Genomic DNA, 21,592 nt, shown 5'->3' on the forward strand with positions numbered 1-21,592 from the left:
TGCCTTCGGTAAAATTCATTTACCTAGAATATTGCACGTATGGATGAGGCAATTCTTTGGCAAATCCTTACAAGGTTGGACGTGCAGTCCCCCGCCTTGCGCCTCCAGACGGTCTGAACAGGATTATTGCCGATCCCTTGCCAAACCCAGAAGCTGATCACCCGGCAGAATATCCCGGGAGAATGGGGGGAAGAAAGAGCCGTACCAGTCCCGCTGTTCCTGAAAATCTCGTCCTTCGTTATGTGTTGCCCGAGCGCCGTGCCGGCGTATGTCTCGGCAGATCGTGATGGCCAGATTGGCTGCTCGATATCGATAAGATGGACGTTACAGTATCGGCCGCCGGTATCGAGCCGTAGCTGATTGGGAAGTGTTTTGGCAATCAGGAGGAAGATGGCGCCGAAGGCTGCGGCAGCCGGATTGTTTCCCGACGCGATGGCAATCGCCGCAGCGACCGCGGATATTTTTGCGATATTTCTGCGCCTTCCGGTTTTGCCGACTTCAAGTGCGGGAAAGCTCTGAACCTTGTTGGTATGCTCCAGCGCGTAGTTAAATCCAAGCTCGGCCGCCTCGTCGTCTGTCTTCCCGGCAGCCCGGGGGAAAACAGCCTGGCACATTGCCAGGATTTGGCTCACGTTCCGGCCGCAAGCTCCGAGGATCGTTGCCGATGCGGCCACGGCTCCGCAGGCGATTTGCTGGGGGCGAGTACCTGCTGCGGCCCATTGCGCCGCATTTGCCACCGCGTTCGAGATGGTCTCACTTACGACTCGCATGTTGTCCGCATTCAGGAGTCCTATGATTTCCCCTGAATGATCCTTGTCGTAGTGGCTGACGAGAACGTGATCGAGGGAGTAACCGTAACCTCTGAGGATGGGATCGATAAAATTGTGGACTGTCTCGGCATACCCGAGTAGTCCGCCCTCGATCAATATCGTCCGGTGCCGCCCTGCTGCCACGTCTGCCGCAACCACGAGCGCACTTTCTCCCTGCTCGATGTCAATCGTATGGATGGTAAGTTGCATGGTGATGAGCTTCCAAGTTTTTCCTCTTCCAGGATAAGCAGGTAACTCGCATACCGAAAGCGCCTAGCTTCGTGCTATCACGGCTGATGGACTGGCGATTATGAAGTGCGAATAATCGATTCAGCGGTCAAACGCGACACTTCCCACAGTGGCCTTTCTTCGACTGATCAGCATAGGTTTAGAGGATGCCAACGGCCAGTGTGAGATCAAAGTATCACACCCTTTGTAAGAGAACTATGATGTATAGGTGGTCAATTTGTGAATACTGCAACCTGAACCATTCAAGACAAAAAGTGTGGGCGGCTGCAGAACCTCGTATGAGAGGGGAAAGTGCTAGAGGGGGAAGTGCTGGAGGGGGAAGTGCTGACCGAAGCGGAGGCACTCATTACACGGCTTGACGCGATGGAGTTCACCGATGCCACGCAGAATCCGCTGCTGGCCGTCGGCACCGGTACGGGCGAAACTCTCCATTTCATGATTCAAGTCATTATCGTAAAACGACTTTTTCATGATTCTGGCCGCGGTGCACCTGGTATTCGTGAGAGATGCCGGCTAACCCTGCAGCATGAATGTTTCATACTCCAGCCGGTTGAATTTGTGCGAGAGGATGAAGAGGCCGAGAAATGCGGACAACGTAACGGATACCGCAAAGCCGTATCCGAAGGATTCTGCTCCTAGTTGCAGCGTGGCAACGGTGAACAGCAGGTTGGTTATAAAAAAACATGCCGTAACGATCAGCACTTCCCGCCGGGCGTCGAGATAAAAAAGTATGTTGAGTATCGCCATCAGCAGCACCTGCACACTGACTGCAACCACATCGATATAAAACAAATGAATGTAGAGCGGGGATATGCCAATGGTTTGCAGCAGGCCCCTGCCCCACAGAAGACACAGCACCACCGTCAAACCCTGCACTTTGAAGATTTCATAGATACCCTGCCGGGCAGCGTACACCATCTGGTCACGCCTGTATTCGATATGCATCAGCGTGTCGCCTTCCCGCACGGCACGGTAAAAACGTTCGTGCTGTTCGGCAAAGTCCGCTTCTATGCTCACCAGAAATACGGCCATTCCCGGCAGGATGAATAGATAGGCCAGAAAAATGGGAAGATCGTAGATAATGGATGCGCGCAATGGACCGATAACCGCTTCGGAAGTGTAGGGTACGAACCAGAAGATGAATTTGTCAATCCACACCGCCAGGTAATAAAGCGTGCCGACCGCAAACAGACTGTAAAAGCTCCGGCTTCGATCGAGAAAGTCAAACTTGAGCAGAGAATTTCCGGGATATTCCCGCACGATATGATGCAGGAATGAAAACAGCAGATAGCCATGACCGGTCAGCACACCGAGCAACAGGCCGTTGAGTTCCCACGGAGATGCGAAGAGCCCGACTGCAATTCCCAGGGAATAACCCTTGGCCAGGGTCCATATGATGCGCCCATAGGCCTTCATCCCCGACAGGAAGATGAGGACAATCCACATCCCGCTCAGCGCGACAAAATTGCACAGGAGCAACAGCTGCTGGAAAAATGGTCCCGTGAAAAGCGAGAAGATGAAGGGTGCTGCCCACATAAAGCCGCCCGCCATGGTCAGCATCAGGACGCCGAACAGATTGGGCAGCACCTCTGCCTTGTCATTGGCATAAGTCCGATCCGCGACAAACCGCGTGAACATGAGCTGCATACCCCCGGTCCAGATCAGCGAACCCGCCATCATGTAGGTAACGCAAATCTGAAAGGCATTCACTTCGTGCTGTTCCACACCCAGCATGACGGCAAGAACGCCTATCATCATGATGCTCAGAATTGAGAGCACCCAGGGACCACCACTGACCAGGCCGGCATAACCATAGGCTCGCAACACCGACCAGTAATTGTCGCGCTCCAGGATTTTGCGGATTTTGAAACCGATGCCGGCCATATAGTTAGTTACATCAATTCGCTACTGCCGGATGCCGTGGTACGCCCAGGGCTTCCGAGTAGACTTTCCGATAAGATGAAAACATGAGCTGGTCGTCATAGTAGCGTTTCACACGCGCAAGCCCCGCCTGCTGCGCAGCGCGCCACTTCCCCGGGTTGTTCAGCAGTTCGAGCGCTGCTTTTGCCGTGCCTTCGGGATCGGCAATGTGCACTACACTACCCGCTGCCCCCAGTGCCCGATCCTGCTCGGCCGTTCCTTCGATGAGCTCCCGGCAGGACCCTACATCCGTGGCGAGGCAGGGAACACCGCTGGCGAAAGCCTCGAGTATTACCAGCGGCAGAGCTTCACTGATCGAGGTCAGCACCATCAGGCCAAGCTGGGGCAGAATTTCCAGCATGTTTTGAAAGCCCATGAATCTGAGATGATCCTTCAGGCCGAGGCTTTCGGCCAGTTCCTTGCATTCATTCACATACGACGGATCTTCGTCTTCCGGACCGACAATCCATCCTTGAGCGTCAGGACGCTCCTTGACCAGCATCCGCAATGTCCGGATAAACGTCTTGATATCCTTGATCGGCACCACGCGCCCGACCAGTCCCAGCACCGGTGGAATCTTTTCCGGCCTTTTTTCGAGTGCGCCTCGATAACGTTCCACGTTGATTCCGTTGGTAATGACCCTTGTTTTTTCCTGAGCCGCCCCATCGGCAACCTGTCTCAACCGATTCCCCTCATACAGGCTGATAATGGGTGAGGCCTGCGCGTACGCCATGCGCCCGAGCTGCTCGTAGAACCTGATCCAGAGGCCGCGGATATACCCCATTTCATCGTGCAGCGTGTTGCATACATCGTCATTATGATCATGGATCCAGGTAGCCTGCGCCAGATCTATTTTCCGCTCCTTGGTATAAATACCATGCTCGGTGAGCACAAAGGGAATGTTTCGCCGCAACCGCATCATCGCGCCCAGGATTCCTGCATAACCGGTCGAAATGGCATGCACCGCCCGCACTGGCGGAAGGCCGGCCGCGATATCGGCCAGCACGAACAGCGGTGCATGCATTGCACGTATCGCCCAGAAATAGTCCACAAACGAAGGCTCGGTACAGCGCTCTTTATATTGGCGGGTAATGTAATCCCACGAAGCTTCGCTGTACAGAAAATCCTCCTGGCTGATGCCGCCCTTGGCGCCCAGTCGCGCAAACGCATCGACCATTTTCCCCTCAGCCAATTTCCCAGGCTGCCGCATGGTGGCATGCAGCTCTTCCATTTCCTGGAAAAGCTGGCGGTTCCCCTTGCGGCTATGGGGCTTCGCAAGGCTGCGGTGCAACAGATAGTGTGTTTCGACATGCGTCACATTCGGCGGAAACTGATACTGCGCCGGTCCATACATTTCCTTCTGGCCGCCTATGAAGATCACGGCGAAGGTAAATTCCGGCAGTCCGTTGATGATCTGGTGGACCCATGAAGATACCCCGCCACGGACATAGGGATAGGTGCCTTCCAGCAGCAGAGCGATATCCGCCACCGGTTCCACAACCGATCCTGCTGCCCGTACCATCGAGGACTTCTCCGCTCCTGCCTGGGTCATGCTCATTTATTCCACCACGCTCTTACCAGGGCCAGTTCCCGCCCCTTCTCCCCAACACGTGCAAGCGCAGATAAACAGCGCTTCGCCTCGGAGAATTTCCGCTCCCGGAAAGCGATTTCGGCAAACCATGGCAGCAGTTGTTGCTGGTGCGCGCCATGGGTTTCCGCGTTGACAAAAGCCTTTCTCGCCAGGGCAGCTTCACCTGATTCCAATAAAATCCGGCCATACAACAGCCAACTGTCGGGGTCTGTGCCCCCCGATAGAGAGGATGCTTCACTCATCCCATGTTCGGGCGACGTCAGAGATGCCTCGGATGCAGTAGGCACAGGGGCAGATGCAGAGGGAGCGTCGCGCGGCGTAATGGATGACGAGGTCAATACGATCTCCATTTGTGTACGGGCGTTTTTCAGCCAGTGCTGCCTGACCGCACCCTGTACCAGCTTGTGATATACCAGTTCCCAGCACAGCGCGGCGATCGTTTTGCGGCAGGCATTTTGTGCTCGTGGAGGAAGTTGTGGCAGCGCTTCGGTTAAAGCCAGGACGCGGTCGATGAGCCTCTTTTCATGGGCATCCTTCATCGCATAGGCAAGCAACCTTACGTCATCGATCGGGTCGCGAGTAGCCTTCGACCAGATCTCCATGGCTTCTCTCGGCGCCATGTGCCGTGTTGCCATCACCGCTTTCAACCGCTTGAGCGAGCGCTCGGCAAAATGGACAATCTGGCGCAGGGCCCCCTGGCTGTAAGGGGGAACAGGGAAAATGACAGGTGGTGAAAAAGGCAGTTCAGGCAGGATTATAATCTTTACATTCTTCGCGGAACGGGTCCGGGGTCGTTTCAATGCACGTGTTATGCTCCACAGCACGCCCAGCGCCCCGAAAACCGGCAGAATCCATAGAAAGGCAAACAGCAACCCCAGGCTTCTGCGAGGAGGAAGTTTGTAGCGACGCGGCAACGACTGCCAGAACATGCGCGCAAGGTAATACGAGGAAGCAGAGTGAAATACAACTGCCGTGAACAGCAGCGCGCCTTCCTGCCAAGCTGCAAGCGCATCATCCGCGCTCAACCCCACCAGGAGAACTGCTACTACTTCAGCAGTCACTCCTGACAACGCAAGCAGGCCATGCATGCGACGCATCACCCCTGCTCCAGGGAACGGATCCTTTGCGGATCGATTTCGTTGACAGGCATCCATTCCTGTGCGGAGGTTGCAGGAATATCGGCTACTCGCTGCGCCCATGCCCGTGCGCCAGTAATATCCGTCAGTGGCAACATCACCCAGACGACATGCTGATCCTTTTCACGCGCAAGGCAGATAAAATCGATAGCACGAATCGAAAACCGCAGCTTTTCGTAAATGCCCCGCATCTCATCCGGATTTCCGGATAATCTCAGGAGTGCCGTATCGAGCCTGAAGCGCGAAAAATCCTGATATGCACGTTCAAACGAAGCAATAAACCGGGGAACCGACGGTCTCGCCGTTCCGAAGCGGAGATGGTCCACGCCATGCGCCACCAGCACGGCGATAAGCTTGAGATTGCTTTCATGAAACGAAAAAAAAGGCATGGAACGCACTGCCAGCACGGCATTTATTTCGCCGATGGAGTCGGTCAAAGGTACCGCGGCCAGAAGCCGGGCCTGATCCATCCCTGAATCCTGCAAAAAATTCACCGTGGCCAGTTCGCCGCTATCGAGCGCCATTCTCAGCACTGGATCAGCCTCATCGACGGGAAATCGCTCTCCCACACAGGCCAGAACGTGGGAGGTATCAATGCGGTCGGCAGTAATACCGATAATGCAGGCCTGCGTCAATGCACCATATTCCGCCACAAATTCAATAAGCTTTTGCAACGAGCTTTCCGTCAATCCATCAATGCCATCCAGAGTGGATTGAAGGTGCATGATGCCTTCACGCAGGGAAAAGCCGCTGTTGGCAACGGTTTGTTCGAGACGATCGTGCGACAGGCGCAATAACTGGTAACTGCGCGTGAATTCCTCAAGACGCTCGGCGCGGTACTGATACGCACCCTCCAGCCGGTGCAGGCGGCGCCCCCACATGTCACGAAACTCCCCCGCCACCATCGCTACCACTACAACGCCTATCGCCCAAGGCAGCGGAAAGCTCTTCGCGACCTGCCATTGCTGGTCAATGGCAACACCAAGCACTGCGAGTGTCAGCAGGGCGCTGACAAAACCAAAGACAAACCCGTACCGTAACCCCGCGAGCAGGGGCGCCAGCACTGCCCATGGGAATCCGCCACTCAACCGGAAAGGGTCCGCCTGCTGAGTAATGAATGATGCCGCAATTACAACAGCAGTTATAACGAGTGTTTCAAACCAGCCGCCCCACGCAGATACCGGGGTGTTTACATCGACAACCTCTATACCTTCCAGCCAGGGTTTCTTCATCGCTTTGCAGGCTCACTGTTTGCAGAAAATTCCCGGATCTTGGTCAGCGTTTCGCGGCAGATATCCAGTTCCGTCGCCAAATCGCTCGGGTTGGGTTTCGGTTCGCCGGCCAACCAGCGATTCGCGCGATCCACATCGTCTATGGATAAGGGGAGCATGTCCGCATGCGATGCGGCCGCAGGCTGACGCTTCAGGTGATCCGAAATGAGCGCCAACTGCCGCGCCACTTCCCGCTCATTCCTGTGCCTGACTGCCTTTGCGAAGGCTTTCCATTGTGACAGCTCAAGCCGTTCCATTTCTCTGCGCAATGCAAAATAGTCGGCATTATCCAGTTTTCCTCCAAGACCCCATTGGTTCCGAATCGACTGTAATTCCTCCTGTTTCTTTGTGTCATCGGTATCATCCCTTTTGGCTGGAAAATACTTTGATCCGAAGAAGTATTCGGCCAGGCGTGGTGGATATTTCACCTCGATTTGGGAATTCTGCTTTGAAGCGAATATTTCGAGCGCCTGGAGACGAGCATAATTGGCGTGAGCCGGACACCCCGCCCATTCCATATTGTCCGCCAGCGTCAATATCCAGAGAAAATCTCCGGGCCGGGTAGAAAGTGATCGCAAAAACCACGCCGCTGCCTGAACCGGCCTGCCCAAACCTTGCTCCGCTGCCGCGAGGGCTTCGGCTAAAGCCGGATTGACCGTGGACTGATTGGCTGACTGGGCATGATAGGGCGCAACGACGGATTCAAGCAGCGCATGATCAATTTTCTCATAGGACAGCAATAGCCAGATCATGGCTTCGGTTACTTCCGGATCTGCAACCTGCAATCTCAAGATCTCATGCAGTGCATCACGTGCAGCGTTTTTCTCCCCATGCGCCATTTTGCGCATCGACTGGAAATACCAGTAATCCGGCGCCTGCGCTGCTGAAGGAAGTTTTTCCGCAACCCTGAGCCAGTGATCCAGCTCATCCCAATTTCCCCGCTTCCAGGAAAAACGCATCAGGCGCTGCAAATCCTCGATGCGCTTCAATTTTTCCCATCCATAGCGCGCAAGCCGCTCGCTTTTTTTATCATCGTGATGACGCAGGGCCAGACGTTGCAGGTTTTCCAGAATTTCCACATCGTTCGGCCGAAGGACCAACGCTTTTTCGTAGGCTTTGCTGGCGTACGCATCCTGCCCCAGTTGCGTGGAAACTTTCGCCAGCAGCAGCCAGTATTCTTCCGCAGAAGCAGGATCCGGCGAGTCGATGTCCCGGAGCAGTAACTGAAAGCTCTTTTGCGTATTGCCGGCTTCCTCATATAGCCTTGCCAAGGCAAGCCTCTGCCGCCCATCCTGCATTTCCGGCATATCTTCATACAACGTGAGCGCCGCATCCGGTTTGCCCTGAAGAACAAGAACTTCCACTAGTGCTTTAAGTATGGGTGGAGGGTTGTCGAATCGCTCCGCGTGACGTCGCAACTGCTTTTCCACACGAGACGGCTGGGCAACAGCGAGACCTGCCCTGACATAAGCTTCCGCTTCGGCAGCCGTCAGCTTGCGGCGGGACATGACTGCCTCAAGAAGCTGCACAATCGCCTCGTTATCCGGCTTTGCCTGAGCCAGTGCGAAGGCTCGGGTTTCAGCCTCCTCATCAGCCTTGTGGCGCGCAAAAGACAACCACAAGGCGAGCGCTTCATCAGCTTGACCGTTCCAGTCATACAAATGGGCCAGCAGTCGATGACGTTCACTTCCAGGAATCAGGGAAGCGCGCAGCGCGGCTGCCCGTGCAAGACCTTCGCCGAGGAGACCCATCGAAACCTGCAACCGGACAATACGTTCTGCCAGCTTCTGATCCGCGGGCATCTGCACGCTCGCCTGCTCCAGCCAAACCAATGCATGGTCACGATCACCCATCGGCTGGGCAACGTCGGCCGCCAGCATCAGTAGCTGCGCGTCCGCGCTGGAGGGGGCAACCGGGCTGGAATTATCAGGACCCGCGACATCAGCCGGTCCGCTATAAGCGGAGAGTATCTTTATCGCAGCTTTCAACGCCTCCCGATCGACACCCGCCTGAAGATAGGCGCCTAAACATGCTTTCGCCAATTCTGTTTTCTTCCTGACGACTCGTTCGAAAGTGAAGGCCTGGCAGAAATCTCGTGCTGCAACTCTGGGTTGTGCAGCCGCAAGCCGCTGTTTGGCAGCAAAAGCAAGCCAGCGCGATTTTGTCTGCCGGGTTTCATTCTGCATGCGAACCAACTGCTCGAAGGTTTCCGCTATGACCAAGGGTTCGCCAAACTGCTCTGCCAGCAACACCACCTGATTCGACTCTTTGTCATTCTCTGCCAGGCGCAGCAATGAAGGGACCAACTCCCCGATACGCCTTCGCAGTGATACTTCGGCATCCCGGGGAGGATGTCGGTAAAGCTGCTGCAGTGCCAGCTTCAGTTCCGCTAGGCGAATCTCGTAAGTCAACCCTGACTCGGGAGCATTCTGCAGGGGTTCCATGGCAAGGATGGCCTCATCGGTCATGCCCGCTTCCGTCAGTACCTGCACGAACGACAGGCGTAGCGGAGCGTTACGCGGATCGGACTGCACGAGAACACGAAGATAAGCGACTGACAAAGCATCTTTTGCCGACAGGTTGGCTGGATCCCTGAAAGCGGGCTGACGCGGAAACAATACCCAGAAAGCAATGAGAACCACCGCGCTCATGAACAGCAACGCGGGTGCGTTTAGCAATGATTCGCGTTGCGTTTCAACACTCAAGCCGGAATTTTCCCGCTGCCAGGTTTCCTGAAACTGTATAAACGGAATGTGTACCCTTCATCTGCGGCGTCAATCTGGTGTCATTTATGCTCAAGGCGCAGGAAGCGGGAGCCGTGACAGTCAGGGGAGCCAGACGCCCCCGCGATTCGAATAAAAGCGTGGCGGAACCATCATTGTTGATATGCCAGGATTTCAGGGGCGCACTGGCGTCGATCAATCTCAGGCCCGGATTTCCGTTCCGTTTACCCTGGGCGGCTTTTAGGATTGCATGATTCCGGGCAAGGTAGATGTAGCGGTTGTCATTGCGGTCATTATATCCAACTACATCGCTAGAGATTTCCGGCGTCATTTCAGTCTGGGGCAACCGCACTGTTCTAAGCGCATCCCCGAAAAGAAACCAATTGCCATCGAGATCGCGTGCGATGCTCGCGGTCTGGAACGCGCGCGCACGGGTGGCATATTCATCGACCCAGATGCCGAGCACATTTTCCTTGCGCTGCGCCTCCGCCATCTGCTCCAGAAGCTCCCTCCCCCGTTCGTTCAGGAATGCATCGGCATGAATCGATATCGACGAAATACGCAACCGGCGTGCAAGGTCGAGCTCGCGGTTCCACTCGCCAACCTTGCCAAAATTCAGGGCTTCGCCGTACCAGAGTTGCGCGAACAGAGGCTCGGCAACCAGCGGCGTCATCACCTGAATCCCCCATTCGGTGGGACGAAGTGCCGGATCAAGGTCTGCAAGCGACATCTGTCCGCTCTGCCAATGCAGCCCCCCTCCGCCATAATGCGGCAGCCCGGCTTTCTGCGCAGCTGCCAGTACAGCGGGTCCTGGCTTGCCATCCCCCGACCAGATCAACAGCGAGGGAGAATCCGGTGCCATCGTGTGCAGGAATGGAAGAGTGCCGCCCGTTTCACGCGTCATTTCCGCCGCGTAATCCTTCATGAATACGCTGTAACGGTAGGGTTGCTGATCCGCGTCTGTCTTGCCTTCGAATACCCCCCAATAAAAAGGATGGCTGTAAGTATGGCTGGCCAGGCGAACCTGGGGCAAACTGGCTACCTCGCGCAGCTTGCTCCGCTGCTCTTCGGTCGCCACTTCCGCTTCGATGACACCCAATGTTATTGGCAGCGGGTTTTTTTCCATCCACTCCCTGAGCCGATCGATCCCCTCCACACCCTGCTCATCCTTTGCAAACAGGCGATCTCCCCTCACCTCGATAATCCCCAGGCGCCGCCCGTTTTCCGTTGTCATGTCAAATACCGGCTGCACCGGCAGGCGCAACGCCGCCTGGAAAAAAACAAAAGGATCGAGCAGCCATTCGTGGCGTCCGGATGCACTCTCGTTCAGGATGTGAGGGTGTAACGCGTAACCGCCCCAGCTCGTCACCGCGACCGGATGAAATATTTTGTCAGCACTGCGCAGAGTGAGCCATGCGTTATTGCGATCCCGAACACGCACATCGGGCGTGCCGCTGCCGATCACCGGAGCGGATTCGGGGCGTCCCAGGCGCTCGTTCATGGCATCGAGTTTCAGGATGCCGGTCGTCGGCTGTAATTCCCCCTGATAATCCAGCAGATTCCGGCACGCAACACCCGCGGGCAGATAACCCATGAGCACTATCGGCAGTCCCGCATTCGCTTCTGACTGCAGCCGTGCGCAGACACTCTCATACCGTTCGGTACCGTTCGCACTGTCCTCCCCCAGCCACGCGATAACCCCGACATATCGCCCGACGAGCGGTTCAATCGGCAGGGGAAGCTGATCGATGTACCAATAGTCGAGCGCCAGGCCAAGATATTCGAGCGGCATGGCCGCACGCCGGAACAGATCATGCTCCATCTGCTGCGCGGGCGTTCCGTTTACGATAGCCAGCAGCTTGCGGGGAGCAAGGCGCATCCGCCCGTGCCCCAGCCATGTCAGGTCTCCATTGGCGACCCAGGGCATGAATCCCAGCTTGAGGATATCGCGCGCCGTTTTTTCCGCCTCCGCCCAATTTCCCGGATCGACATAGTCGAGCACCGTAATAGGCACCTTGAACTCGTTTTGCGCCCGCGCCAACTGGTCGAGCAGCCACTTTCTGTTTTCTTCCTTGGTTGGGGCGTGTTTACCGCTAACCGGGTCAAAACCATGAAAAAGTGATTCCGCCACCATACCGTCAGCATACTGGCTGGCCCGATCCAGCACTTCAAAGCCACGGTTGAGAATGAGCTTGCATCCTGGAAAACGCTGCTTGACTTCCGCGAGCAGTGAAACCAGTCCTTTTTCCTGCTCTTCGCGTTGCTTGCCCTCCCTCGTCACGATCAGGTAACTGTCGACCGTATCGAGAAAAAAGGCGCGATAGCCGTCCCGCCACAAGCGTTCGAAGTGCTGCTTCAGCAGATATTCGCGCCAGGCAGGATCGGTCATGTCCATTACCAGGCTGTTCCAGGCAGGATTGACGCCTATCGACCAATCCGTATCGATACGCGCCATATCTTCGCTGTTGCGGGCAATTTCACCAAACGAGACATAGGCGAAGACGAGTGAAGAATCCAGATTCAACAGTGCTGTTTTCTCATGTGGCAGAATCTGGCTTGGCTGAATGACGATCTGGTCGAAATGGCGCAGGTCTTCGATGGGCGGCCTGCTGCCATAGTAGAAAACAATATCGCGTTTCTCCAACTCCAGTCCATCTGCGTGGGCCGAGGATGTCACCAGCATCAATGACAGGAGCAGCCACCCGATGCCTGAACAGAGCGATGATACTTTGCTCCAGATCGCACCGGAAAAATAGAACAGGAAGCGGAATCCTGATAGTTGAAGCAGGTTGTCATAGGTGCCGCTATGGTCTTTGCGGTCTTTACAGATATGCAGGACACCTCCGTCTCCGATGTCAATGCCCGGAATAATGGGGTTGCGTGTAGCAGTTTGCAAAACTTGTTTAGATATCCTTTCTGCTCCCGAGGCCAGTGAGGCGTACCGGAATGCATTTTGTATCAAGGTGCTTCGCAAGGTAACAGGGAATGTTCTTTCTGTCGGGTTTCCTAGTGGGAAATTTGACCGTCAGGGCAGATCTCATCGAGAGGTATGCTGCTATTTGATAATGACAAAATCGAGCGCATACCGTTTTACTCTTTATACTCTTTACTGGATTGCGGAATAGGGCAGCGGCATAATTCCCAGCGCGGGACCATCCAGCGATTTCCAGTGAATTTCACCCGCCTCGACACTGCTGGCCTGAATGACAGCCAACAGATCAGTTCCTCCGTCGGAGGACGATGCCGGGTTGACTACCATACCTGCGGATTGTTCCCCCAAATCGGCGCTGAATAACTCATCCCCCGCTTCGATTGGCAAGTCACACGTTTCCGGACGAACATTTGCAAGATACATGCGCCGCTTTATTTTGCCGAGATACTGTGTGCGGGCAACGATTTCCTGACCGGGATAACAGCCTTTCTGAAAGCTTATCCCGCCGAGGGCATCCAGGTTCACCATCTGTGGCACGAATTGTTCCTGGGTCGCGGGTAGGATGTGGGGAATACCTGCCCGGATTTCCAGCCAGTCCCAACAGGGCTTCCCTACCGGCGTCGCATTCCTGCTCAAATCTTCCCATATCGTGGACGCCTGCTCCGGAAGAATGAGGAGTTGAAAGCGATCCTCTGCAAGACGAATGATGCTTCCTCTTTCGCCATGCCTCACTCCCAGCGGCGCGGCAGGAATTTCCCCCAGGATCTCCCTTAACAAAGCCGCGCTGTGGCAGCCCGCAACACCTACGCGGACCCAGGCTCCGCTGCTGTCCGCCAATTTGACCCTGGCCCGCAGCACATACATGGCAAGGCGCTTCTGGATCCCCGCGAGCAACATTGCAGGCAACTGCATGAGATAACCGTCATCAATCGCGCGCAAAATAAGAAAAGTCGCGAGAATTCTGCCTTTTGGATTGCAATAACTTCCATAGGAGGCTGCTGAGGCAGTGACACGTCTTATATCGCAACTCAATTGTCCTTGCAGAAAAGTTTCCGCATCCTCTCCCCAAAAGTGAATCAGACCAAAATGAGAAAGATCACTCAGCACGTTGGCAGATCGGGTACTCTCAAGTTCGGCAGCAGCATTGCCGTAGCTGACAATGCAGTCTGCCCGAAAAATCGCACCATGGCTTTGCAGGTAGGAGTGCCAGACAGGATTCATATAAAGGCAGATGCTCGAAGAATGCCCGAAAAAGGGTTAATTATAAAGCATACACTCCAGCCGGGTGGCAAACTGCCCGCGCTGAGACAATAGTTCATCAATATTTTAAAACATGCAACCCGTTATGCAACTGCAAGCCGTTATGCAACCCCCTGCGCCTTTCCTCGTCGTCCACCTGAAATCATCCCGAACGTTAGGAGTAGTGCTCGGCTTCACGCACTTTGTGGCTATTGTACTGTTGTGGCCCTTGATGATACCCCATTCAGTCAAATTGACGGGCTCCGCTTTGCTCGTCATCAGCCTTGTTTTCTACCTGAGGCGCTACGCATTGTTGCGCTCGCCGGACTCCGTTTCCAGTCTCGGAGTAACTGATGAAATGGTATGCATCCTGAATACCCGCGATGGCGGACGGATCGCTTGTGCCTTGCTTGGCAGCAGTTTCGTCGCACCCTATCTGACCGTGCTCGACTTGAACCCCCTGAAAATCGATAAAACAGACGCGTCCCCGCGACAGTTGAGCCGATACTTTTCGCGCAGTATTGTAATCCTTCCCGATGGAATAAACCCGGAGGAGTTCAGGCAGTTACGGGTGCTATTGCGGTGGAAGTGGAGAAACCGGAGAGGTGAATTGAGCCGGCCTGAATAGCCGGCTGCTTCTGTAATAATCCGTATCAATTACTGCGAATTTGTTCAAGGATTGCACCCCTGGCAAAATGCGTTCTCTCGGCTTTCTGCCAGCCGCCGAAGGCTTCATCGACGGTAAATAATTCCAGCGCGGGAAACTGCTTAGCATATTTAGCGCTTACCTGTTTATCCCGCGGGCGCAAATAGTGGCCCCCTACGATATCCTGCGCCTGGGGCGTATAAAGGTAGTCGACATAGGCAGCCGCCACCTCGCGCCCGCCTTTGCCGTCCCCGACCGCCGCTGAGTCCACTATGCTCACAGCCGGCTCAACCATTATGGAGGTCGATGGCGTAATTATTTCAAACCCATCTGCCTTTCCATCTGCCCTTCCTTGCATTGCCAGATGAGCTTCATTTTCCCATACCAGCAATACGTCACCCACCCCGCGCTCCACAAAAGCAGTGATGGCTGCTTCCATCCGCCCTGCTTCAGTATCCGGCTGTATTACGTTGGCAAGCAGTCTCCGCACAAAGTCCAGTGCCCTTGCTTCGTTGCCGCCCGGTTGCCTGAGCGCATATCCCCATGCGGCCAGATAACCCCATCGACCACTTACGGAAATTCTGGGGTCGGGCATGACAACTTCTATTTCCAGGTGTAAAAGGTCATCCCAGTCGTTCACCTCTTTGGGATTACCCTTGCGCACGAGGAAGACAATCGTGGAGGTATAGGGCGATGCACGGGACAAATTGCCGGTGGTATCATGTGAGAGAAACTTGCTCATCGAAGGCGCAATGAACCGGTTTTTTTCGCCCAGCTTTGCAGCGTCATAAGATAACGCGAGAGTTGTAACATCCAGACCGTCTAGCGTTACATGCACCGGCTTTCCTGATTTGCTCAGTGCCTGTCCGACGCTCACATCTACACCTGTACGTGCTTTCCAGTGCTCAGCAAATGAATGGTTTAAATCGGCGTACACTTCCGCCGCGGGGGGCGAAGGCTCATAAGCGGAGTGAGAGGACTTGTTCAGTGTCGCGTAGGCGCCCCCGAGGCTGATCAGTGAGATGAACAGGCTGACAGCAAGACGGGGAGAGTTATTGAAAGGCATTTTTTATTCCTCCAATGCAAAGGATCAAGGAATGAAATTTAGCATCGGCGTCACCCTGCTCAAACCAAGAAAAAATGAATAGCTTATCAACGGGGAGCGTCATCGGTGCATCCCGCTCGTTTACGTCTCCTGTCCTTCCTGCCCGTGGGTGACAGACGCCCTTTCCCTCGATTGGTTATGCATAAAAATGTATAAACAAATGAATTAATATTGGTTCACTGGGAAAAACAGAACTGATAACTTTCAGGTGTGGTTATTCTCCGTTGTTGTTGTGATTTTCAAGGCGCTGGCCATCGGCTCGCGCCTTTTCTTTATCGCACCCCTGGGAAAAGCCATAATGATTTTTCAATCAAAGTTCCGCACCCCATCACCGCTCGAACCGATCACGACAATAACAGGCTACAGGCTTATAAATATGAACTTTCAACAATTGCGCATCATCCATGAGACGGTTCGCCAGAATTATAATCTGACCGAAGCGGCCAACGCCTTGTTTACCTCCCAGTCCGGCGTCAGCAAACACATCAAGGACCTGGAAGATGAATTGGGCGTCGAGTTGTTCGTGCGCAAAGGCAAGCGGCTGCTCGGCTTGACCAATCCGGGCAAGGAGCTGATAGAGATTGTCGAGCGCATCCTTCTGGATGCAAAGAATGTCAAGCGCCTGGCTGAGCAGTTCAGCAAGCGAGATAAAGGACGGCTGACCATCGCCACTACGCACACGCAGGCACAGTATGCACTCCCCACGGTGGTCACGCAATTCAAGAAAACCTTTCCCCAGGTGCATCTCGTCCTGCACCAGGCCAGCCCCGGCGAGATCGTATCGATGCTGCTGGATGGAGTGGCCGATATCGGCATTGCCACCGAAGCATTGGAGAGTGTTGCAGAACTGGCCTCTTTTCCTTATTACTCGTGGCACCACGCTGTCATTGTGCCGCACGGACACCCGTTGGAAGCAATACAGCCGCTCACGCTTGAAGCCATTGCAGAGTTCCCGGTCATCACTTATCACGAAGGCTTTACCGGCCGGGCGGGAATTGATCAGACGTTTGCCAGGGCAGGATTAGTGCTGGACATCGCCATGTCCGCACTCGATGCAGACGTCATTAAAACGTACGTGGAACTGGGGCTGGGGGTAGGTCTTGTTGCGTCAATGGCCTTCAATCCCGTGCGGGACACCCGGCTGACTCTGCTGGACAGTTCACACCTGTTCGAGCAAAACACCACAAATATCTCGATCCGCCGTGGCCATTACCTGCGGGGATACGCCTATCGATTCATCGAGCTTTGCCTTCCTTCCCTGACGGAAGCTGCTATTCGGGCGGGCGTGAGGCCGCGAGCGGGAGTGGAACTCGGCGACTGACTGCTGGAATGATCTGGAAAACCATTTGAACCCGCAGGAGATACGGCTTTCTCAAGTGGAATACTCCTATACATCTTCCCCCAGAAACCCGCCGCTCTGATGCTCCCAGAGCCCGGCATAGAGACCCTTCAGTGCGATCAGGCTTTGATGCGTTCCTTCCTCTACGATCCCGCCCTTGTCGATCACGATCAACCGATCCATGGCCGCAATGGTCGACAGGCGATGCGCTATTGCGATCACCGTCTTCCCCTCCATCAATCGGTAGAGGCTCGACTGGATGACTGACTCCACTTCAGAGTCCAGCGCGCTGGTAGCTTCGTCAAGCAGAAGAATCGGTGCGTTTTTCAGCATTACCCTCGCTATGGCGATCCGCTGGCGCTGGCCGCCCGAAAGCTTTATCCCGCGCTCCCCTACATGTGCATCATAGGCGTAGCGTCCCGCAGGGTCTGTCAGGCCCATGATGAAATCATGCGCCTCCGCCTTTTTTGCAGCGGCGATCGTTTCCGCATCGGTTGCGTCAGGTCGTCCATACGCGATGTTGTCCCTTACCGAACGATGCATGAGGGACGTATCCTGTGTAACCATGCCGATATTGGCGCGCAAACTGTCCTGCGTAACATACCGGATGTCCTGCCCGTCGATCAGTATGCGCCCCTCCTCCACATCATAAAAGCGAAGCAGCAAGTTGACGAGAGTGGATTTGCCCGCGCCCGAGCGTCCGACCAGACCGATCTTTTCGCCCGGCCTGATATGCAGCGAAAGATGATCTATTACGGGGACGTCACTCCCGTAACAGAAAACCACATCCTCAAACCGGATATCGGCGTTTTTAATCTGAAGACGTTTTGCATCGGGATGGTCGGTCACCAGGTGGGGACGTGACAAGGTGGTGATTCCATCGCGTACGGTACCTACCTGTTCGAACAATGAAGTCATTTCCCACATGACCCAATGCGACATCCCGTTAAGCCGCAACGACATGGCGCCGACGGCCGCCACCGCACCTACGCCGATCTGCCCATCCACCCACAGGAGCAAAGCAACCGCAACCACGCTGATAATAAGGCTTGCCCCCATCACCTGGTTCACAGTCTCAAATTGAGTGATCAACCTCATCTGGCCATGTACCGTCCCCAGAAACTCCTGCATCGCCAGTTTGGCATAACCGGCCTCCCTGCCGGCGTGAGAGAAGAGTTTTACGGTGGCGATATTGGTATAAGCATCACTGATGCGTCCCGTCATCAAGGCGCGCGCATCCGCCTGAGATTGGGATACCCGACTGAGCTTGGGCACAAAATAGCGCAGTGCGCAGATATAGAGAGCGAACCACCCCCCAAAAGGTATCAATATCCAGAGATTGAACGTGCCCACCACGGCAACCAGGGTAAAAAAGTAAATCGTTACATAGACAAGTATATCGCCGAGAATAAAGCAGACATCGCGCAGCGCGAGAGCGGTTTGCATCACCTTGGCCGCCACCCGCCCGGCAAATTCGTCCTGATAGAAATGCATGCTCTGGTTCAGCATCAGCCGGTGAAAATTCCAGCGCAGGCGCATCGGAAAATTCCCGCCCAACACCTGATGCTTGACGAGGTTCTGTATACCGACCAACAGGGGACTTGCAACCAGCAGTCCAGCGAACAGAAGAAGCATGTTCCGCTCCTGTTCCCATAGAAGAGAGGGCGGTATCTGGTTGAGCCAGTCGACTACTTTTCCCAGCATCGCGAACAATAAGGCTTCAAACGCACCGATTGATGCGGTAAGCAGTGTCATCGCCACCAGGTATCGCCTTACGCCCTCGGTTGCTTCCCAGATAAAGGTAAAAAAACCTTTTGGGGGAATCCTGTCGATGGGATCGGGATAAGGGTAAATCAGTTTCTCGAAATAGCTGAGCATTTAAACCACTGTAGGCAATCTATAGCGAATCATGCCAAATCTGGTGTGACCAGATTCGATCTTTGCTGGACCGTGTGACCACCATGGGAAGGAGATATTCCGCCTGCTGTCTGAACACTTCCCGAAATCGAGGCAAGATATACAATAACATTGTTCTCCACCGCACTCTCGATCAATCACTATCTGCGACTATCCATGCCTGGCGCTTATGCACACCTCACCATGGTAAACCTGGCCAAGGAACCGGACCGGCTTGAAAAGCAGGAATTTCCTCCGGAAGCAATTATTTCGGTATTGGATTACTTCCGTTTCTGTGAGCTTGGCGCGGTCAGCCCTGATTATCCCTACCTGGACATTGCTCACTCCAGTGCTGGCGAGTGGGCGGATCGGATGCACTACCAGAGAACCGGCGACATGATCAAAGCGGGGGTCGAGTGGATCAAAAGACTCGATGGAGCACCCCGGCAAAAAGCATTTTCATGGCTCCTGGGATACACCAGCCATGTCGTTACTGATACGACGATTCATCCTGTCATCGAACTCAAGGTGGGTGAATACCGGAAGAACAAGGACAAGCACCGGATATGCGAAATGCATCAGGATGCCTATATCTTCCAGCGATTGAATCTCGGTGAGATAGGCCTGGCGGAACATCTGGATTCCGGAATCTGGGGCTGCTGCGATAAACCTGGCAGCGGAAAACTCGATTCCGTCATCACACGCACGTGGCAGAGCATGCTTGAAACCTGTTATGCCGGCGCCTACCAAACCGACCCTCCCATCATCGACAACTGGCACGGCGCATTCAAGTTCATTGTCGACAAAGCGGAAGAAGGCCATGTGCTTCCTCCTTTTGCGCGGCATGTCGCCGCCAACATCGGTTTGACCTACCCTGCGGTTGACGATCTCGACCCCCAATATCTGGAAAACCTTGCGACCCCGCTTGAACGGATGAGCTATGATGCGATATTTGATCGTGCCCTGGAGAACGTTCTTGCCACCTGGTCGCTCATTGCCAAGGCCGTCTTTGAAAACGACAATAGCTACGTGACGGCCGTGGTGAATTGCAATCTGGATACAGGAAAAGACGATCAGGGCAACCATATCCATTGGAAAAAGGTTGTCTCATGAGCAGACGTCCTACCGGTATCCGTGTCAGCGTAACTATTGTGCTTGTGCTATCGCTCGTTGCAGGCTGCGCTCCTACCTCAAAGCCCCCCAACAGCGAAGAAATGTTTATCAAAGCCTCCGCGTTGACCAAGCTTGCCACCGCGGTAGAATCTACTGTCCGCTACAAGAATCCCCCGCCCGGGCTCGATGAAAAGGAATTGCTCATGCGGGCAACACAACATGACCCGGCGCTGTTACAAAACTTTAAAGGCTATAAGGTGAGAGTGCTGCGCCAGGACAAGCACTCGGTCGTGCTGGTTTGCGATGCCTCCGGGCAGCACGCCCTTCTCGAAGACGCAGGATGTTCCGGACGCATGGATCGTCATCGCTGGATGGGAAAGCAGCCATGCGAGTTTTCGATCGATACGAAAGAGGTCTGTACGAAAAATTTAACCAATTAGCGTTCAGGACTTGCTAGCTAGAGCGGCAAGTAGTTTCCTGGCTGCATCCGTTATTTTTGATAAATCACCTTCGCGACAATCAAAGTAATTCCTGTATTTCATATACGTCGGAAGGCCGGCTGTATAGAGGTAAATAGGAAAAATGATGTCCTCGCCAGTTTCACGGCTTCTTATCCACGCAATGTTGTATTCCTCCTTGCACATCTTGGAACACAGGTAGTCTGGAGATAGCAGAGCGACCATCTTGCGGCATTTATCCAAATTTTCGAATATCGCAGGCTGCCATGCTGCACCGACATTAATCTCCTTACGGTCCACAAATATGCGAATATTCGGTCGAGACTTGCGAAGCGCAAATTCCAAAGCATCAGTTTCGGCTGCATTCGCTCTTGAATAACTTATGAAAACATCGTAACCATTACCATCTTCAGGAACTTTTCTCTGTCCGGGGATCCTTGCCGAGGCTACTCGTCCTGCCCTTGTGGAAAAGTTATGTAGATATTCGAGTAACTGCTTGAACTCGTCTTCGCTATAGTTTTGCAAATGATTCTTTTTCTGAGTACTTCGGCTAAATAATACCGGGGAAAAAGAGCTTTCATATTGATCTTTCTTGTTAGAAAACACCTCACTTGCATCTAGTGATTGAGCCCTTGATTTAACAATAATCTTGATCTGTTCTAATGGCAGACCTCTTTTTAGCCAATGAAAAGCAGCATCAAACAACGGAGTTAATATCTCTGCAATAGAATAGTTTTGATCCCCCGCTGCGACGAGGGGTAACGCCACAGTTTTGATGTCTGGCTTCTCGGCAATAATAGGAATCAGCGCGCGAAATATGTCTCCCACGACTTCTGATGGACTTCCACGACTAAGGGGTTCAAAACACAAGATTCGTTTAAATTTTAATCCTGAATTTTGTGACGTGAACTCCTTGGATAACCAGCAGGAAAAGCTAGCTCTAAGATCAACATCTTTATCCTCGGCCAAGGCGGCTACTGAGAGGCCTTTGCGATCCAATACGCTAATCAAAGAACCGGGTGTCGGAGTATAGTCATCCGGAAATGCCGAAACAATGAGAAGGTCAAATCCTTGATGTACCTCAAGGGTTGTAAGATCACCTTGGTACAACTCGATACGTTTTTTACCAGAAATCTCAATAGAATCTAGAAATTTCATTTGATAA

General features: G+C 54.0%; 16 protein-coding genes. 4 read left to right on the top strand and 12 right to left on the bottom strand.

What is annotated here, in order from left to right; translation table 11 throughout:
• Positions 1-23: 23 nt before the first annotated feature.
• The 9 genes from ACZ5BW_RS08990 to ygfZ all read right to left on the bottom strand — a co-directional run bounded on the left by ACZ5BW_RS08990 (position 24) and on the right by ygfZ (position 13,852).
• Positions 24-1,019, bottom strand: coding sequence for a hypothetical protein (locus ACZ5BW_RS08990; RefSeq protein WP_464539097.1), 996 nt, complete (start codon positions 1,017-1,019; stop codon positions 24-26).
• A 333-nt stretch (positions 1,020-1,352) separates the two neighbouring features.
• Positions 1,353-1,529 carry a hypothetical protein gene (locus ACZ5BW_RS08995; RefSeq protein ID WP_464539099.1) on the bottom strand — a complete coding sequence of 59 codons (177 nt, stop codon included), beginning with the start codon at positions 1,527-1,529 and terminating at the stop codon, positions 1,353-1,355.
• A 42-nt stretch (positions 1,530-1,571) separates the two neighbouring features.
• Positions 1,572-2,942: an exopolysaccharide Pel transporter PelG gene (gene pelG, locus ACZ5BW_RS09000; RefSeq protein ID WP_464539101.1), complete on the bottom strand. Its 1,371-nt coding sequence runs from the start codon at positions 2,940-2,942 to the stop codon at positions 1,572-1,574.
• Between the two features lie 13 nt (positions 2,943-2,955).
• Positions 2,956-4,536, bottom strand: a complete 1,581-nt coding sequence (pelF, locus tag ACZ5BW_RS09005; RefSeq protein WP_464539103.1) for a GT4 family glycosyltransferase PelF — start codon at positions 4,534-4,536, stop codon at positions 2,956-2,958.
• Positions 4,533-5,666 (bottom strand): protein PelE, encoded by a 1,134-nt coding sequence (locus ACZ5BW_RS09010; RefSeq protein WP_464539105.1) that lies wholly within the window; start codon positions 5,664-5,666, stop codon positions 4,533-4,535. The genes pelF and ACZ5BW_RS09010 overlap by 4 nt, the downstream gene beginning before the upstream one ends.
• A complete protein-coding gene (locus ACZ5BW_RS09015; RefSeq protein WP_464539107.1) occupies positions 5,666-6,937 on the bottom strand; it encodes a protein PelD in 1,272 nt (423 codons plus the stop codon). The genes ACZ5BW_RS09010 and ACZ5BW_RS09015 overlap by 1 nt, the downstream gene beginning before the upstream one ends.
• Positions 6,934-9,681, bottom strand: coding sequence for a tetratricopeptide repeat protein (locus tag ACZ5BW_RS09020; protein ID WP_464539109.1), 2,748 nt, complete (start codon positions 9,679-9,681; stop codon positions 6,934-6,936). The genes ACZ5BW_RS09015 and ACZ5BW_RS09020 overlap by 4 nt, the downstream gene beginning before the upstream one ends.
• Positions 9,671-12,595 carry a bifunctional glycoside hydrolase 114/ polysaccharide deacetylase family protein gene (locus tag ACZ5BW_RS09025; RefSeq protein ID WP_464539111.1) on the bottom strand — a complete coding sequence of 975 codons (2,925 nt, stop codon included), beginning with the start codon at positions 12,593-12,595 and terminating at the stop codon, positions 9,671-9,673. The genes ACZ5BW_RS09020 and ACZ5BW_RS09025 overlap by 11 nt, the downstream gene beginning before the upstream one ends.
• A gap of 210 nt (positions 12,596-12,805) precedes the next feature.
• Positions 12,806-13,852 (bottom strand): CAF17-like 4Fe-4S cluster assembly/insertion protein YgfZ, encoded by a 1,047-nt coding sequence (gene ygfZ, locus ACZ5BW_RS09030; RefSeq protein ID WP_464539113.1) that lies wholly within the window; start codon positions 13,850-13,852, stop codon positions 12,806-12,808.
• Between the two features lie 124 nt (positions 13,853-13,976).
• Here ygfZ and ACZ5BW_RS09035 point away from each other — a divergent pair, with 124 nt between their 5' ends.
• On the top strand, positions 13,977-14,498 hold the full coding sequence (locus ACZ5BW_RS09035) for a protein YgfX (protein ID WP_464539115.1): 522 nt from the start codon (positions 13,977-13,979) through the stop codon (positions 14,496-14,498).
• Between the two features lie 25 nt (positions 14,499-14,523).
• Here ACZ5BW_RS09035 and ACZ5BW_RS09040 read toward each other — a convergent pair whose 3' ends face one another.
• A complete protein-coding gene (locus ACZ5BW_RS09040; protein ID WP_464539117.1) occupies positions 14,524-15,582 on the bottom strand; it encodes a sulfate ABC transporter substrate-binding protein in 1,059 nt (352 codons plus the stop codon).
• Positions 15,583-15,997: 415 nt separating this feature from the next.
• On the opposite strand from ACZ5BW_RS09040, the gene ACZ5BW_RS09045 reads away from it, so the two are divergent.
• A complete protein-coding gene (locus ACZ5BW_RS09045; RefSeq protein WP_464539119.1) occupies positions 15,998-16,942 on the top strand; it encodes a CysB family HTH-type transcriptional regulator in 945 nt (314 codons plus the stop codon).
• A gap of 66 nt (positions 16,943-17,008) precedes the next feature.
• On the opposite strand, the gene ACZ5BW_RS09050 is transcribed toward ACZ5BW_RS09045, so the two are convergent.
• Positions 17,009-18,838, bottom strand: a complete 1,830-nt coding sequence (locus tag ACZ5BW_RS09050) for an ABC transporter ATP-binding protein (RefSeq protein WP_464539121.1) — start codon at positions 18,836-18,838, stop codon at positions 17,009-17,011.
• A gap of 150 nt (positions 18,839-18,988) precedes the next feature.
• Between ACZ5BW_RS09050 and ACZ5BW_RS09055 the strand changes: the two genes are divergently transcribed.
• Both ACZ5BW_RS09055 and ACZ5BW_RS09060 read left to right on the top strand, forming a co-directional pair.
• Entirely contained in the window at positions 18,989-19,969 is a 981-nt protein-coding gene (locus tag ACZ5BW_RS09055) for a zinc dependent phospholipase C family protein (protein ID WP_464539123.1), read from the top strand.
• Complete coding sequence (locus ACZ5BW_RS09060) at positions 19,966-20,409, top strand: hypothetical protein (protein ID WP_464539125.1); 444 nt, start codon at positions 19,966-19,968, stop codon at positions 20,407-20,409. The genes ACZ5BW_RS09055 and ACZ5BW_RS09060 overlap by 4 nt, the downstream gene beginning before the upstream one ends.
• Before the next feature lie 3 nt (positions 20,410-20,412).
• Here the strand turns inward: ACZ5BW_RS09060 and ACZ5BW_RS09065 are convergent, their stop codons facing one another.
• Positions 20,413-21,585 carry a toll/interleukin-1 receptor domain-containing protein gene (locus ACZ5BW_RS09065; protein ID WP_464539127.1) on the bottom strand — a complete coding sequence of 391 codons (1,173 nt, stop codon included), beginning with the start codon at positions 21,583-21,585 and terminating at the stop codon, positions 20,413-20,415.
• Positions 21,586-21,592 lie beyond the last annotated feature (7 nt).

This window comes from Nitrosospira sp. TNL300 (genome assembly GCF_055385915.1).